Annotated in this window: 12 protein-coding genes; 2 read left to right on the top strand and 10 right to left on the bottom strand. The window is 69.3% G+C overall.

From position 1 onward, the window contains the following. Positions 1-18 precede the first annotated feature (18 nt). The gene (gene thyX / locus G6038_RS12065) at positions 19-774 is read right to left on the bottom strand and encodes an FAD-dependent thymidylate synthase (protein WP_165037917.1); all 756 of its coding nucleotides are present in this window, start codon (positions 772-774) and stop codon (positions 19-21) included. Between the two features lie 116 nt (positions 775-890). Here thyX and G6038_RS12060 point away from each other — a divergent pair, with 116 nt between their 5' ends. Both G6038_RS12060 and G6038_RS12055 read left to right on the top strand, forming a co-directional pair. Next, positions 891-1,418 (top strand): toxin-antitoxin system HicB family antitoxin, encoded by a 528-nt coding sequence (locus G6038_RS12060; protein WP_165037915.1) that lies wholly within the window; start codon positions 891-893, stop codon positions 1,416-1,418. Between the two features lie 60 nt (positions 1,419-1,478). Next, a complete protein-coding gene (locus G6038_RS12055; RefSeq protein ID WP_165037913.1) occupies positions 1,479-1,916 on the top strand; it encodes an SRPBCC family protein in 438 nt (145 codons plus the stop codon). Positions 1,917-1,953: 37 nt separating this feature from the next. Here G6038_RS12055 and G6038_RS12050 read toward each other — a convergent pair whose 3' ends face one another. From G6038_RS12050 to G6038_RS12010, 9 genes are all read right to left on the bottom strand, one after another. Continuing rightward, a complete protein-coding gene (locus G6038_RS12050; protein WP_165037911.1) occupies positions 1,954-2,436 on the bottom strand; it encodes an NAD(P)H-dependent oxidoreductase in 483 nt (160 codons plus the stop codon). A 158-nt stretch (positions 2,437-2,594) separates the two neighbouring features. Continuing rightward, positions 2,595-3,071 (bottom strand): hypothetical protein, encoded by a 477-nt coding sequence (locus G6038_RS12045; RefSeq protein ID WP_165037909.1) that lies wholly within the window; start codon positions 3,069-3,071, stop codon positions 2,595-2,597. Further along, positions 3,068-3,823, bottom strand: a complete 756-nt coding sequence (gene dapB / locus G6038_RS12040; protein WP_346772805.1) for a 4-hydroxy-tetrahydrodipicolinate reductase — start codon at positions 3,821-3,823, stop codon at positions 3,068-3,070. The genes G6038_RS12045 and dapB overlap by 4 nt, the downstream gene beginning before the upstream one ends. An 83-nt stretch (positions 3,824-3,906) precedes the next feature. Further along, positions 3,907-5,274, bottom strand: coding sequence for a pitrilysin family protein (locus G6038_RS12035; RefSeq protein ID WP_165037907.1), 1,368 nt, complete (start codon positions 5,272-5,274; stop codon positions 3,907-3,909). A gap of 84 nt (positions 5,275-5,358) precedes the next feature. Further along, the gene (narI, locus tag G6038_RS12030) at positions 5,359-6,090 is read right to left on the bottom strand and encodes a respiratory nitrate reductase subunit gamma (protein WP_165037905.1); all 732 of its coding nucleotides are present in this window, start codon (positions 6,088-6,090) and stop codon (positions 5,359-5,361) included. 2 nt (positions 6,091-6,092) lie between these two features. Then, positions 6,093-6,791 carry a nitrate reductase molybdenum cofactor assembly chaperone gene (gene narJ, locus G6038_RS12025; protein ID WP_165037903.1) on the bottom strand — a complete coding sequence of 233 codons (699 nt, stop codon included), beginning with the start codon at positions 6,789-6,791 and terminating at the stop codon, positions 6,093-6,095. Further along, on the bottom strand, positions 6,788-8,464 hold the full coding sequence (gene narH, locus G6038_RS12020) for a nitrate reductase subunit beta (RefSeq protein ID WP_165037901.1): 1,677 nt from the start codon (positions 8,462-8,464) through the stop codon (positions 6,788-6,790). Before narH ends, narJ begins: the two co-directional genes overlap by 4 nt. A 34-nt stretch (positions 8,465-8,498) precedes the next feature. Next, on the bottom strand, positions 8,499-12,188 hold the full coding sequence (locus G6038_RS12015; protein WP_165037899.1) for a nitrate reductase subunit alpha: 3,690 nt from the start codon (positions 12,186-12,188) through the stop codon (positions 8,499-8,501). A 24-nt stretch (positions 12,189-12,212) separates the two neighbouring features. Then, entirely contained in the window at positions 12,213-13,427 is a 1,215-nt protein-coding gene (locus G6038_RS12010; protein ID WP_346772804.1) for a nitrate/nitrite transporter, read from the bottom strand. Positions 13,428-13,621 lie beyond the last annotated feature (194 nt).

Below are 13,621 nucleotides of genomic sequence, written 5' to 3'. Positions count from 1 at the left end.
TCCACACACACCTGCCGGTCAGGTGTCGGCGGCGAAGGCGCTGGCGGCGACCTCGGAGCCGTCGGGCAGGCGGGTGATGGTGAAGTCGCCGAAGATGTTCGGTGCGGCGTCCTGCAGCTGACGCAGGCACTCGACGGCGAGGCGGCGGATCTCGACGTCGGCGTGCTCGGTCGCGCGCATGGCCACGAAATGCCGCCAGGATCGGTAGTTGCCGGTGACGACGACGCGGGTCTCGGTGGCGTTGGGCAGCACCGATCGCGCGGCCTCGCGGGCCTGTTTCGCGCGGATCGGCCCCTCGGGCAGATGGGAGAGTTTCTCGTCGAGCGCGTCGAGCAGTTCGATGTACGCGGCCCGGCTGGACTCTGCGGCGGCGAGGAACAGTTCCTCGAGCCGCGGATCCCCCGCCACGGCCGGCGGGACCACGACCGGCGCGTCGCTGCCGCGGACGAACCGCTGGGACAGCTGGGAATAGGAGAAGTGCCGGTGCCGGATGAGTTCGTGGGTGCAGGACCGGGAGATGCCGGTGATGTAGAAGCTCACCGAGCCGTGCTCGAGCACGGACAGGTGCCCGACGGTGAGCAGGTGGCGTAGGTACCCGGCGTTGGTGGCCGTGCGCGGGTTGGGCTTGGACCAGCTCTGGTAGCAGGCCCGGCCGGCGAACTCGGCGAGGGCCTCCCCGCCGTCGGCGTCGGTCTCCCACGGCACGTCGGCGGGCGGGACGAACTCGGTCTTGGCCACCAGCCTGACCTTCAGCGTGACGGGCTCGGGCGCCATCGGTTCTCCTCCAGGTTGTCGATCCAGTCGAACCGTAGCGCCGCCGCGGGCGGCACCGGACGCGGGCCGCTTGTCGACGCCTTGACTGACGTCATTTTTGACATCAGTATGGCGTCATGAACCTCGACCCGTACCTGGACGCGATCACCGAGTCCCTCGTCGCCGCCGCGGAACTCGGCGACGAACAGACCCGCCGGACCGCGGCAGCCCTCGCCACAGCGATCGCCGCGCCGGCCCGCCTGGCCGTGCTGGGGGCGCTGTCGGACATGGCGGCGGAGATCTCGAAGGAACTCGGCGACCGGGTGGTGACCGTGCGCCTCGACGGCAGCGCGGCGGTGCTCGAGGTGCGCACGGACGCGCCGACCGAAAGCGCTGGCACTGCACCATCTTTCGAGGATGTCACCGGGGACATCAGCCGGGTGACGCTGCGCCTCGTCGAGCAGATCAAGGCGCGCGCCGAGGAGGCGGCGGCCCAGAACGGCGTGTCACTGAACTCGTGGGTGTCGCAGGCCGTCCAGGGGGCGCTGCGCGAGCAGATGCGCTATCAGCGCCGCGCCGACGAGCGTGCTGCGACGCGTCGCGCCGAGGAGACCGCGCCCGGTCCGTCCGGATCGCCGGAACCGTCCGAGCGCGAGGACGGTTGAGCGGGAGACCGTGCGGTACATTGCCGACGCACGTCACCCGAAAGACGAGGAAGTGAGCCCATGGCCGTCAGCAGTTCCAGCAGTTTCGAGATCAAGGCCGACCCGGGTCGCGTGATGGCGGGAATCGCCGCGGTCGACCGGCTGCCGGAGTGGTCCGGGCCCCACAAGACCGTCGTCGTCGAGACCACCCACCCGGACGGCCGCCCGCACCGCGTGCGGATGACCGTCTCCATCATCGGCCTCCACGACGAGCAGGTGGTGGACTACTACTGGAACGGCGACGAATCGATGTCCTGGACCCTGGTCGAGAGCCACCAGCAGCACCAGCAGGACGGCACCTACACCCTCACCGCCACCGAGATCGGCACCCGCGTCGACTTCACCCTCACGATCGATCCGAAGATCCCGTTGCCCGGCTTCATGGTGAAGAAGGCGCAGAGGATGGCGATGGAGACCGCCGAGCGGGGCTTGACGAAGTTCGTCGAGAAGCAGCTCTGACGCCGCGCGGTGTCCGGTGCCCGCACTTCCCGGACGGTCAGTACCCTTCCGACACGGACACCGCGACGGTCGCCCCGAGTTCGTAGCAGCGTTCACGAACCTTCGCGTCGATCGGCCCGGTGATCTCGAGGTCCTCCGTGACCTGCGCCAACGCCAAGCCGGTGACGAGTTTGCGCACCGAGGCGACGGCGCCCGCGGTGTCGTTGTTGCCGTGTACCCACAACCCGTACGGCCGGCCCGCGACGGCGTCGAGGCACGGGTAGTAGACGGTGTCGAAGAAGTGCTTGAGCGCCCCCGACATGTATCCGAAGTTCGCGGTGGTGCCGAACACGTAACCGTCGGCGGCGAGCACGTCCGGCACGGTCGCGCCCAGCGCCGGCACCGTCCGCACCCGCACGCCAGCGATGTCGGGGTCACGCGCCCCGGCCAGCACCGCCTCGAGCAGTTCGCGGGTCGACGGGGACGGAGTGTGGTGGACGACGAGCAGAGTGCGCTCACCGTCGGCGGGGGCCTCGGTCACACCCTGCAGGGTACGTCGCCGACCGGTCGGCGTCCGTGTCCCGCGACCGCGGTCGGGGCTTGGGCTGGGGCGTGGGCGTGGGCGTGGGCCGAGCGAATGTATCGCCCGCTACGGCTGAGGAGATGAACGATACATTCGCTCGACGCCGGGGCGCGTGATCAGTCCGCGGACTGCGTGCGCTCGAGCTTCTCGAGTGCGACCGCCCGGCGCATGGTCTCCCGGGCCCGGCCGCGATCACCGGCGTAGTCGTACGCGCGGGCGAGACGGTAGGAGTTGCGCCAGTTGTCCGGGTCGGCCTCCCACTCCTTCTTGACCCGCTCGAACAGGGCGTCGGCGGCGTCACGGTCGATCCGGCCCGACGGCCGGCGCGGCAGGTCGCTCACGTCGAGTTCGAGGCCCTCCTCGTGGATCCGCCGGGACAGGTGCTGGTGCTGGAAACCGGCCCGCACGGTGGCGTAGACGATCCACACGCCCACCAACGGCAGCAGCAGCACGCCGATGCCGAGCCCGACGGCCGCGGCGTTGCCGGAGCGCACCAGTTCGAGCCCGCGCCCGCCGAGCAGCACGAAGTAGAAGCCCAGCGCGACGACGATGAAGGCGATCGGCGCGAGGACCTTGACCGAGTCGCTCCTCACAGGTCGAGCAGGGGGTCGATGCCGACGGTGAGGCCGGGCCGGCCCCCGATCTCGCGCACGCCGAGCAGCACGCCGGGCGCGAAGGAGGACCGGTCGATCGAGTCGTGGCGGATGGTCAGGGTCTCGCCCTGAGTGCCGAGCAGCACCTCCTGGTGTGCAACGAGCCCGGCCAGACGCACGGAGTGCACCCGCACCCCCTCCACGTCGGCGCCGCGGGCACCCTCGAGTTCGGTGCTGGTGGCGTCGGGGCTGCGGCCCACGCCGGCCGCGGCGCGGGCCTGGGCGATGAGCGCCGCGGTGCGGTAGGCCGTGCCCGACGGCGCGTCCGCCTTGTTGGGGTGGTGCAGCTCGATGACCTCGACGGAGTCGAAGAACCGCGCGGCGGCCTGTGCGAAGCGCATCGACAGCACGGCGCCGATCGCGAAGTTCGGCGCGATCAGGACGCCGACCTCAGGCTTCGCGGCCAGCCAGCCGCGGACCAGGTCCAGTCGTGCGTCGTCGAATCCGGTAGTACCGACGACGGCGTGGATCCCGTGCTCGACGAGGAACTGCAGGTTGCCCATCACCACATCGGGGTGGGTGAAGTCCACCACCACCTGCGCCCGGGAGGCGACGAAGTCCTCGAGGCTGTCGCCCCGGTCGACCGCGGCAACGAGCTCGAGGTCGGCGGCCGCCTCGACGGCCGCGCAGATCGCCTGCCCGACCTTGCCCTTGGCGCCGAGGACACCCACCCGAATTGCTGCTGCGTTCACTTGACTCTCCACGCTTCCTCGTCCGATCGCCGTCCCGCAGCAGCCTACGCAACCGGACGACCTCGACCGTGCTCAGCCCGCGGTCACGCGACGAGGACGCGCACCGAGGCGGGCAGGTCCCGGGGCCGGCGATACGGTCCGGCGACGGCCGCGGCGAACGGCCGGTGCAGCAGCTCGCCGGCGACGGCGCGGACCTCCGCCGCGCTCACCGACGAGATCCGCTCGAGCGTCTCGGTGACGCTCCAGTGCGTGCCGTAGCTCAGTTCGCTGCGACCGATCCGGTTCATCCGGGCGCCGGTGTCCTCGAGGCCGAGGACCAGAGCCCCGCGCAGCGAACCCTTGGCGCGGGCGCACTCGGCCTCGGTCACGCCGTTCTCGGCGACGTCCGCGAGCACCTCCCGGACGAGTGCGGCGACCTCACCGAGGTTCTCGGGCTGGCAGCCGGCGTAGACGGAGAACGCGCCGGTGTCGGCGAAGGTGTCCACACCCGAGTACACCGAGTAGGCGAGGCCGCGCTTCTCCCGGATCTCCTGGAACAGCCGTGAGCTCAAGCCGCCGCCGACGGCGGCGTTGAGCACCGACAGGGCCCAGCGCCGGGGGTCGTGGCGGCCGAAGGATCGCACGCCGACCGCCAGGTGGGCCTGCTCGCCGTCGCGGTCGGTGATGCTCAGTGTCGGCGTCGTACGCAGGCGGAGACTGCCCTCACGGCGCGGGGCGGCGATCGTGGCGGGGTCGAGGTGCCCGGCGAACGCGCGACGGACCAGTTCCACGGTGTGGTCGTGATCGACATTGCCGGCGACGGCGACGACCATGCGGTCCGGCGTGTACCGCCGCACGTGGAACGAGTGCAACTGAGTGCGGGTCATCGCCTCGATCGATTCGACCGAGCCGATGATGGGCCGGCCGATCGGGTGGTCGCCGTACAGCGCGGTGAGGAACGCGTCGCCGAGCAGATCCTCCGGATCGTCGTCGCGCATCGCGATCTCCTCGAGGACGACCTGCCGTTCGACGTCGACGTCGGCGCTGCGGCACCGGCCGCGCAGCACGACGTCGGCGACGAGGTCGACGGCCAGGGGCAGATCGTCGTCGAGCACGTGGGCGTAGAAGCAGGTGTGCTCCTTCGCGGTGAACGCGTTGAGCTCGCCGCCGACCCCGTCGACGAGTTCGGCGATGTCGAGCGCGGTCCGGGTCGGGGTGGCCTTGAACAGCAGGTGCTCGAGGAAGTGGGCGGCACCGGCGACGGAGGGCTGCTCGTCGCGGGAGCCGACGCCCACCCAGACGCCGACGGCGGCCGAACGCACGCCGGGCACGTGCTCGGTGACGACGCGGAGCCCCCCGGGCAGGTGGGTGCGTCGAACCCCGGCGTCGGGCTCGGTGGGCACCGATGCGGAAGCAACGACGGACGAAACGGCGGCGGACGGAGCGGCGGCGGAGCGGCGGGTGGCGGCCATGAAGATGTTCGACGGTCCTACAGGCGAGTGGGTGTGCTGGACGGAACATCTCACACTACACGCGCCGCCGCGCACCCCTTCCGGTCACCACCCGCGGCGGTGCGGCCGCGACCCCACCAGCTGCCCCTTGGAGGCGGCATCCCTGCTGCGGTAGACCACGTAGGGGCGGAACAGGTATCCGACGGGCGCGCTGAAGGCGTGCACCAGGCGGGTGAACGGCCACAGCGCGAAGAGGATCAAGGCGATCAGCGCGTGCAGCTGGAACGACAGGGGTGCCTGCACCATGAGGTCGCCGCGCGGCTGCAGGATCCAGATCGATCGGAACCACGGCGAGACGGTCTCGCGATAGTTGTGCTCCTCCCCCACGACACCCGAACCCATCAGGGTCGTGGCGAGTCCCGCGATGATCGCGGCGACGAGGACGACGTACATGAGCTTGTCGTTGGCGGTCGTCGCCATGAACACCGGTCCACGGGTGCGGCGACGGTAGATCAGCAACAGGATCCCGACGAGGGTGGCGATCCCGGCGATGGTGCCCAACGTCACCGCCTGCACGTGATATGCGTGCTGGCTCAGACCGACCGCATCGGTCCAGGACTGGGGAATGAGCAGACCGATCACGTGCCCCACGATCACCACGAGGATCCCGAAGTGGAACATCGGGCTGGCGATGCGCAGCAGCCGGCTCTCGTAGAGCTGAGACGAGCGGGTGGTCCAGCCGAACTTGTCGTAGCGGTAGCGCCACCACGTACCTACGACGACCACGGCGATGGTGACGTACGGCGCGACATCCCAGAAGATCTCCCCTGCGGACATGGTCAGCCGGCTCCTTCGGCTCGGGTCTGCGCCGATTCTGTTGCGGTCCGGCGCGGGGGGACCGTGAGGGTGAATGGTTCCAGGCCGATCGCCTCGGCGGGCGGCCCAGCCTCGGCGAGACGCCGGGCGCGGTGCACTTCCTGATCGCCGACGGGAGGCAACGTCGCGCACACCGCCTCGAGCGTCGCCGCATACCGGGAATCGCGTTCGTCGAGCGCGACCCGCAGCACGTCGATCGGGACGCGGTGCGCGGCGAGCAGCCGCTCCCCCACGTCCGGATCGACGGTCGCGGCGAATTCGAGCACCACCGGGAGGTGATCGGGCGCTTCCCCGGTCGGCGGCTCCGCACCGGCGTCGCGGTAGGCCTGCGCGAACGCGTGGATCGCCGCGCCCCGGTTGCGGGTGTCGCCGCCGGTCCAGTACGTGAGGTACATCGTCGAGCGCCGGCGCATGTCGAACGTGTCGACGTAGTCGGCCTGCGCGGCAAAGGGATCGGCCTCGCGCAGTGCGGCGAGGGTCCGGCCCAGCAGCTCCGCCGGTTCCCCGGTGATGTGCCCGAGAAGCCGGTCGACGGTCGCGAGACGGGACAGCAGTTGATCGTCGGGGTACGCCAGCAGCAGCGACGCCGCCTGCCGGATCAACCGGTGCTGCAGTTGCCGTGACGCGGTGTCGCGCGCCCCACGGCGCAGCAGGGCCCTCATCGCTCGCTCCCCCGGTTCTCGACTCGATGCCCGGCCGGGAACAGACCCTGGGGCACGCCCTTGCCGTCCCAGTTGAGCAGGTTCACGCGGGAGGGATTCGACGCGTTCGCCGCCATCCCCTCGGAGGTCTGCCGCTGCCGGAGCGCGTGGAAGGTTTCCACCGCGACGGGAACGGGACCCCCGCTGGCCTCGCCGAACGGCCCGGAGTCGTACATGCCCGGGCCACCCTCGAACGACAACGCGCAGTCTGTGGCGGATTCCTCGAGCTTGTGGCCTTCCTCCGCGTAGGCGGTCGGGATCACGTACCGCTCGTCGTACTTGGCGAGGGCGAGCAATCGGTACATCTCGTACATCTGTTCCTCGGTCATGCCGACTGCGTCGGGGATTTCCGGCCGCGTGTCCCGGCCCAGGTTGATGTCGCGCATGTACGAGCGCATCGCGGCGAGCCGGTGCAGCACCGCTTCGACGGCGTCGGTGTCGCCCGCCGTGAACAGTCCCGCCAGGTACTCGATCGGGATGCGCAGCGATTCGAGGGCACCGAACAGGTTCCCGACGTCCTCGCCGTCGTGACCGTCGCGGGTCACCGCGTCGACGACCGGCGAGAGCGGCGGCACGTACCAGACCATCGGCATCGTGCGGTACTCCGGATGCAGAGGCAGCGCAACCCGATACGTGTTGATCAGCGCGTACACGGGCGACCGCTGGGCGGCCTCGATCCACTCGTCGGAGATGCCCTCGGCGCGGGCGCCGGCGATCACCTCCGGGTCGTGGGGGTCGAGCAGCACCTGCCGCTGTGCCTCGTAGAGGTCCTTCTCGTCCTCGACGGACGCGGCCTCGAGCACCCGGTCGACGTCGTAGAGCACGAGCCCGATGTACCGCAGCCGGCCCACGCAGGTTTCCGCGCACACGGTGGGCAGGCCTACCTCCACGCGCGGGTAGCACAGCGTGCACTTCTCGGCCTTGCCGGTCTTGTGGTTGAAGTACACCTTCTTGTAGGGGCAGCCGGACACGCACATCCGCCAGCCGCGGCAGCGGTCCTGGTCGACGAGAACGATGCCGTCCTCGACGCGCTTGTACATGGCTCCCGACGGGCACGACGAGACGCACGACGGATTCAGGCAGTGCTCGCAGATGCGCGGCAGGTAGAACATGAAGGTTTGTTCGAGTTCGAGCCGGACCTGCTCGCCGACCTTCTTCAGCACCGGATCGTCGGGCACGATCTCCGGGGAGCCGCCGAGATCGTCGTCCCAGTTCGCCGACCATTCGACCTTCATCGGCTTGCCACTGATCAGGCTCCGCGGCGGCGCCACCGGGATCTGGTCGCCGAGCGGCGCGTTGGTGAGGTTCTCGTAGTCGTAGGTCCACGGCTCGTAGTAGTCGTCGATCGCCGGCATCTTCGGGTTCGAGAAGATCCGGAACAGCTTGTTCCACCGGCCGCCGTCGCGCAGCCGCAGCCGGCCGTTGCGGTCGCGGATCCATCCGCCGCGCCAGCGTTCCTGGTCCTCGTAGGTACGGGGATATCCCAGTCCGGGCCGGGTCTCGACGTTGTTGAACCACACGTATTCGGTGCCGGAGCGATTGGTCCAGGCCTGTTTGCAGGTGACCGAGCACGTGTGGCAGCCGATGCACTTGTCGAGGTTCATGACCATCGCCATCTGGGCCATCACCTTCATGCCGGCCTCGCTTCCCGGATCGTGGGCGTCGACATCAGTACGTGACCTCCTGCGACCGGCGGCGCACGACCGTCACCTCGTCGCGTTGATTTCCGGTGGGGCCGAGGTAGTTGAACGCGAACGACGTCTGCGCGTAGCCACCCGCCAGGTGTGTGGGCTTGATCAGGATCCTCGTGATCGAGTTGTGGATGCCACCGCGGGTGCCGGTGGTCTCGGTGAGCGGCACGTCGATGGTGCGTTCCTGCGCGTGGTAGACGTACACGACGCCTTCGGGCATGCGGTGTGAGACGATCGCGCGGCACACCACGACGCCGTTGCGGTTGACGGCCTCGACCCAGTCGTTGTCACGCACCGAGATCTTCGCCGCGTCCGCCGGGCTCATCCACATGGTCGGGCCGCCACGCGAGAGCGACAGCATGAACAGGTTGTCCTGGTACTCGGAGTGGATCGACCACTTCGAGTGCGGGGTGAGGTACCGCACGGTCAGTCCGACGCCGTCGCCGCTGCCCACGGCGGGTTCGCCGAACAGGCGCGACATGTCCAGCGGCGGACGGTAGGTCGGCAGTTGCTCGCCGAGTTCCTCGATCCAGTCGTGATCGACGTAGAAGTGCATGCGGCCGGTGAGCGTGTGGAACGGTTTGAGTTCCTCGATGTTCACCGTGAACGGCGCGTAGCGGCGCCCGCCGGTCTCACTGCCGGACCATTCCGGGCTGGTGATCACCGGGACCGGCCGGGCCTGGGTATCGGCGTAGGTGATGCGGCGTTCTTCGCTGCCCTCGGCGAGGTGCACGAGCCGGCGGCCGGTGCGCTTCTCGAGTTCACGGAAGCCCTCGACGGCGAGCCGGCCGTTCGAGGTGCCCGACAGCGCGAGGATGACATCGGCCATGCGTTCGGCACTCGTGACCGCCGGGCGACCCTCCCCTGCACCGGAATTCATCACACCGAACTTCGCGGCGAGTTCCGCGACCTCCTGCACCGGACGGGTCGTGACGCCCTTGGTGGTCAGGCCGAGGGTGTCGACGAGCGGCCCGAGGGTCGACCATTTGTCGGCGATCGCGGCGTAGTCCCGTTCGACCACCGCGAGCGGGCCCATGGTCTTGCCCGGCACCGGCACCTCCTCGGTGACGCGCCAATCCTTCTCCGTGCCCGACGGATATGCCATCGCGCCCGGGGTGTCGTGCTGCAGGGTGCCGAGCACGATGTCGGTGCGGGTTCCGAGGTGCTTCGCCGCCAGCGCGCTGAACACCTTCGCGATGGCGCCGAAGGCCTCGTAGTCGGAACGAGTTTCCCACGGCGGATCGATCGCGGGACTGAATGCGTGGATGTAGGGGTGCATGTCGGTGCTCGACAGGTCGCCCTTCTCGTACCACGTCGCGGCGGGCAGCACCACGTCGGAGAACAGGGTGGTCGACGTCATCCGGAAGTCGATCGACATCAGCAGGTCGAGCTTGCCTTCGGGCAGTTCGTCCGGCCATTCGACATCGTGCGGACGCAGGTCCGGACCGGTCGGCACGCCCTGGATGTTCGAGTCGGTCCCGAGCAGGTGCCGCAGGAAGTACTCGTTGCCCTTGCTGGACGAGCCGAGCAGGTTGGACCGCCACACGTTGAGCACCCGCGGCCAGTTGCGCGGGTTGTCCGGGTCGGTGACCGACAGTTTCACCTCGCCGCTCGCGAGTTTCCGGGCGACGTATGCGGGGATGTCCACGCCTTCGGCCCGCGCCTCGTCGGCGATCTCGTGGGTGTTGCGGTCGAACTGCGGGTAGAACGGGGTCCATCCCATCGCGACCGCGGAGCTCATCACGTCCATCGTGTGCTTGTCCCGGAACCGGCCCCGGCCCAGCGGACTCGCCAGCGCGTCGGCGCGGTACCCGTCGTAGCGCCACTGGTCGGTGTGGACGTACCAGTACGACGTACCGGCCATCTGTCGCGGCGGCCGGCTCCAGTCGGTGCCCATCGCCATCGCAGCCCAGCCGGTGACGGGCCGGCACTTCTCCTGGCCGACGTAGTGGGCCCAGCCACCACCGTTGCGGCCCATCGACCCGGTGAGAAGGAGCAGCGCCAGCACCGCCCGGTAGGTCGCGTCACCATGGAACCACTGGCAGATGCCGGCACCCATGATGATCATCGACCGGCCACCGGATTCCTCCGCGTTGCGCGCGAACTCTTTCGCGATCCGGATCGCCTGGGTGGCGGGAACTCCCGTGACACATTCCTGCCACGCCGGGGTGTAGGGGACGGCGGCATCGTCGTAGCCGGTGGGCCACACTCCCGGCAGGCCCGGACGGGAGACGCCGTACTGCGCAAGCATGAGGTCGAACACGGTGCACACCAGGTGTTCTCCGACGCGCCGCACCGGCACTCCGCGCTCGATGCTCGCCCCGCGCCCGTCGACCGTGTCGAAGCTCGGGAGGTGCACCGTCACCGCGTCCTCGCCGTCGATGCCACCGGGGTGCGCGACGGTCAGCGCCGGCACGAGCTCGCCCAGATCGAGGTTCCACTTGCCGATGCCGTCGTCGCCGTACCGGTAGCCGAGCGAACCGTGCGGAACCGCCACGGTGTCGGTCGCACCGTCGAGCAGCACCGGCTTGAACGCCGCGTTCTCCACGTCCCGACCGAGGTCGGCCGCGGTGAGGTTCTTGCCCGGCACGAGCCGGCCGTCGCGTTCCTCGAGTTTCACGAGGAACGGCAGGTCGGTGTACTGCCGGACGTAGTCGACGAAGAAGGGGACCCGCTGCTCGACGTAGAACTCGGTCAGCAGCACGTGGCCCATCGCCATCGCCAGCGCGCCGTCGGTGCCCGCTGCACACGGCATCCATTCGTCGGCGAACTTGGTGTTGTCGGCGTAGTCGGGACTCACCGTCACGACTTTCGTGCCGCGGTAGCGGACCTCGGCCATCCAGTGCGCGTCGGGCGTGCGCGTGACCGGCACGTTCGATCCCCACATCATGAGATACGACGCATCCCACCAGTCGCCGGATTCGGGTACGTCGGTCTGGTCTCCGAACACCTGCGGAGAGGCGACGGGAAGGTCGGCGTACCAGTCGTAGAAGGACGTCATGACGCCGCCGATCAGCTCGACGAACCGGGAACCGGCAGCGAAGGACACCATCGACATCGCGGGGATCGGCGAGAAGCCGGCGACCCGGTCGGGGCCGTATTCCCGCACGGTGTGCACGTGCGCCGCCGCAATCATCTCGGTCGCCTCGGCCCACGTCACCCGGACCAGGCCGCCTTTGCCGCGGGCCCGCTGATAGCGGCGGCGCCGGTCGGGATCGTCCTGGATGTCGGCCCATGCCAGAACGGGATCGCCGAGCCGCGCCCTGGCCTCGCGGTACATCTCGACGAGCACACCGCGGGCGTACGGGTACCGCACCCGCGTCGGCGAGTACGTGTACCACGAGAACGCAGCGCCGCGGGGGCAGCCGCGCGGTTCGTACTCGGGGCGGTCGGGCCCCACGGTGGGATAGTCGGTTTCCTGCGTCTCCCACGTGATGATCCCGTCCTTGACGTAGATCTTCCACGAGCACGAGCCGGTGCAGTTGACGCCGTGGGTGGACCGGACCACCTTGTCGTGACTCCACCGGTCCCGGTAGAAGATGTCGCCTTCGCGGCCGCCGTGACGCAGCACGGTCCGGCCGTCGTCGGAGGCGTCACCCGAGACGAAGAACCGCCCGCTGCGCCGCAGCAGGTCCTCGACCGGGCCGCCGGTGTGGTGGATGGTCACATGCACTCCTTCGGGACGGAATCGTCAGCGGCTGTCGGCCTGCACGGACTCGTGCGCGTGCAGTTTCACCGCGGTGTAGACGAGCGCGATGAGCGCGGTCGCCACGAGCAGCAGCAGACCGACGGTGTAGTCGTTGTCGGCGGAGTCGTAGGTGGCGCCCATGACGAGCGGCGGAAAGTACCCGCCGAGCCCGCCGGCGGCCGCAACGAGGCCGGTGACCGATCCCACGGACGTGGCGGGCGCGCGGCGCGCCACCCACGCGAAGACACCACCGGTGCCGATGCCGAGGAAGATCGCGAGCAGGATGAACGTCGCCGCGGACCACACATCCGGCGGCGGCTGGGTGATCGCGATCGCGGCCATCGTTGCCGTCCCGGCGAACGACACGAGCACGACGTACTTCGGGGCGATGCGGTCGGACAGGGCACCCCCGATCGGCCGGGCCAGCACTGCGGCCAGAGCGAACGCCGCTGTCCGCGCGCCGGCGTCGACAGCGGAGAAACCGTAGATCGTCTTGATGTAGGTGGGGAGGTAGTTGCTGAAGGCCACGAAGCCACCGAAGACGACCGCATAGAGGAACGACATCTCCCAGGTCACGCGGAGTCTCAGCGCAGCAGCCAGCTTCGGCGCAACCGCGTCGGTGTTCGGGCGGAACTGCGGCGAATCACGCATCACGAGGAGGCACACCCCCGCCGTGACGGCGAGTGCCGCGGCGACGATGACGTGGGTGGCCAGCAGCCCGAACCACTGTGCGAACCGCGGAGTGAAGAACGCGGACAGCGCCGTCCCCACCATGCCGGCCCCGAAGACGCCGGTCGCGAAGCCCCGCCTGGACGCTTCGTACCAGTTGTTCGCGAATGGGATACCCACCGCGAAGATCGTTCCGGCGATGCCGAGGAAGAAGCCGAAGACGAGTAGCAGAGGGTAGGAGCCGGCGCTGCCGGCCACACCGACGGCGAGGACCGGGATGATCGAGGCCAGCGAGATCGCGATGAACATGACGCGACCGCCGTAACGATCGGTGAGCGAGCCCACCACGATGCGCCCGAGAGATCCAACGAGGATGGGCGTCGCGACGAGGATCGAGGCCTGCGTACTGCTGAGCGAGAGGTCGCCCGCATACGTCGTGGACAAGGGGCCGATCATGTTCCATGCCCAGAAGTTGATCGCCGAGACCCACGTTGCCAGCGCGAGGTTCGAACTCCGCCGCGTTCCGGTAACACCCACTGAAGCGGTCACGGCTCCAGCGAATCATCGATACGCGCACGCGGGGTGAATTCGAGGAAAAATGCCCACGGCCCGCTCCGCCCCGGAGCCGCGGCAGGAACGGGTGCTCCTCCTGTTCGCGGCCGGGTGTTCACCCGCGGCCTGCGGTTTCACCCTCCAGGGGTGAGGCGCCGCACAGGGGCGCGGCCTACCGTCGGAATCGACCG

It is taken from the genome of Rhodococcus sp. 14C212 (assembly GCF_011058195.1).
Lineage (GTDB): Bacteria > Actinomycetota > Actinomycetes > Mycobacteriales > Mycobacteriaceae > Rhodococcus > Rhodococcus aetherivorans.
Note: the sequence above shows the minus strand (reverse complement) of the source record. Positions and strands in the feature narration are given on the sequence as shown.